The organism is Streptomyces sp. NPDC003697 (genome assembly GCF_053587115.1).
Map to the genome: position 1 here is coordinate 1 of NZ_JBSFNN010000163.1, position 2,703 is coordinate 2,703.

Here is a 2,703-nt window from a genome sequence, read left to right on the forward strand (position 1 = left end):
TGGCCCGTGACCGGTGACGGCCGGCTCCGCCGGGCCGCGGTCTCCTCCTTCGGGATCAGCGGCACCAATGCCCACGTCATCCTGGAAGAACCCCCCGGCGAGCAGGTCATGGAGGAAGAGGAGCCGAAGGGCTCACCCGGAACAGTGCCCGTCGTGCTGTCCGCACATGAACCGCGGGCGCTCGCACAGCTCGCCGGACGCGTCCACGCTCACATGAGCGAAGAGCCGGACACCGACCTGTACTCCCTCGCCCACGCCCTCGCGACCACCCGCGCCCCGCACGACGACCGAGCTGTCGTCCTCGCCGACGACCGTGAGACGCTCCTCGCCTCCCTCCGGGCCTTGCGAGACGGCGATCCCGACCAGGCGACCACCGTCATGGGGACGGCCGGTGGCTCCCACGGCACGGTCTTCGTCTTCCCCGGACAAGGCTCGCAGTGGGTGGGCATGGCGCTGCGGCTGCTGCAGAGTTCGGACGTCTTCCGCGAGCGGATGCACGAATGCGCGGTCGCCTTGGCCGAGTTCACCGACTGGTCGCTGCTCGACGTGCTGAAGGGCGAGCCGGGTGCTCCCGATCTCGACCGCGTCGATGTCGTCCAGCCGGTCCTCTTCGCCGTCATGGTGTCGCTCGCCGCGCTCTGGGAGTCGTACGGCGTCCGGCCCGACGCGGTGGCGGGACACTCGCAGGGTGAGATCGCCGCAGCCTGCGTCGCGGGTGCCCTCACCCTGTCGGACGCGGCCCGGGTGGTCGCGCTGCGCAGTCAGGCGCTGGCCGAGCTGGCGGGAACGGGTGGCATGGTGTCAGTCGCCGAGCCGGTCGACCAAGTCGAGGATCGCATCCGGCGCTGGGAAGGACGGCTCACGGTCGCCGCGGTGAACAGCCCGGCCTCCGTCGTGGTGTCCGGCGACCCGCAGGCGCTCGACGAACTCCAGGCCGACTGCACCGAGTCCGGGGTCCGCACCCGCAGGGTCCCGGTGGACTACGCGTCGCACTCGCCACACGTCGAGGTCATACGAGACCGGCTCGCCGCCCTGCTGGCACCCGTCCGGCCGCGACCGGCGTCCGTGCCGTTCTATTCGGCCGTCACCGGCGCGGAACGGGACACCACCGACCTCGACGGTGCCTACTGGTACGAAAACCTGCGCCGGCCGGTCCGCCTGGACCAGGTCACCCGTGCCCTGCTCGACTCCGGGCACCGCGCCTTCATCGAGGTCAGCGCCCACCCTGTGCTCACGGTTGCGCTCGACGAGAGCTTCGCCGGCAGCGGTGTGCCAGATGCCTTCGCCTTCGGCACGCTGCGTCGGGACGAGGGCGGCCCGGACCGCTTCCTCGCCGCGCTGGCGCAGGCGTACGTGCGCGGGCTCGACGTCTCCTGGCCGACCCTGTTCGCCGCACGCCCGCCGCGGACGGTGCAGCTCCCCACGTATCCCTTCCAGCGCGAGCCGTACTGGCTCGATCCGGTGGCCACAGGGGCCGACCTGACCGCCGTCGGTCTCAGGCCCGCCGACCACCCGCTCCTGGGGGTGCTGGTCGCGAGGGCCGAGGGGGAGGGGCTGCTGCTCAGCGGTCTGCTGTCGTTGCGCACGCATCCCTGGCTGGCGGACCACGCCCTCGCGGGCACGCCCCTCCTGCCCGGCACCGCCTTCGCGGAAATCGCCCTTCAGGCCGCCGACGCAGTCGGCTGCTCCCACGTCGACGAGCTGACTGTCCTCGCCCCTCTGCGGGTCTCCGAGAACGGCGGACATCACATCCAGGCCGAGGTGGGCGCCGACGACTCCGACGGGCGAAGGCCGCTGACCATCCACTCCCGGCCCGCCGCCGTCCCGGGCGCGACCTGGACCAAGCACGCGGTGGGCTACCTGACCCCGGAGCTCCCAGAGGCCCGAGACCACGGCACGGCGTGGCCGCCGCCGGGTGCCCGCCCCGTCGAGCACACAGACCCGTACGGGACGCTGGCCACACACGGCTACGACTACGGCTCGGCGTTCCAAGGACTGCGCGCACTGTGGCAGCGGGGCGACGAGGTGTACGCCGAGGTCGAACTGGACGAGACCGAAGCCGCTGAAGCCGACCGTTTCTTCGTGCACCCGGCCCTGCTGGACGCGGCCCTCCAGCCTGTCGCGCTCGGCGCGTTGGGGGAACAGGCCCTGGGCGCGGTGCCCTTCGCCTTTGGCGAGGTCACCGTGTACGCCCGGGGAGCGGACCGTCTTCGGGTACGGCTGCGTCGCGAGGCAGAGGCCCCCGACCGCATCACGCTCACGGCGACGGACCCCCAGGGCGAACCGGTCCTGTCCGTGCGTTCCGTCGCCCTGCGCCCGCTCGACTGGCGGTCTGTGACCACGCCGGACGACCTGCTGCACCGCGTCGAGTGGGAACCGATGCCGAGTGCCGACGCCCACCAGGGTGGTGAAAGCCCGGTGCCGGTGGTGGTGCGGGTGCCTGGTGGTGGTGACGCGGAGCAGGCCGTGGCCGATGTTCTTGGTCGGCTGCGCGACCAGCTTGCCGGTGAGGGCGTCGTGGTGGTGGTGACGGTTTCCGGTGATGTGGCGGGGGCTGTGGTGGGTGGTCTGGTGCGTTCGGTGCAGGCGGAGTTTCCGGGACGGGTCTTGCTGGTGGAGGCGGATGGCGATTGCGGGCAGGAGGTGTTGGCGGCTGCGCTTGCCAGTGGTGAGTCTTGTGTGCGGGTGCGGGATGGTGGGTTG

At 71.9% G+C, this 2,703-nt stretch carries 1 protein-coding gene; it reads left to right on the plus strand.

The window, feature by feature from the left end; translation table 11 throughout:
- Positions 1-2,703: acyltransferase domain-containing protein (locus tag ACWDNY_RS31285; protein WP_451649187.1), on the plus strand; the 2,703-nt coding region annotated here is incomplete at both ends.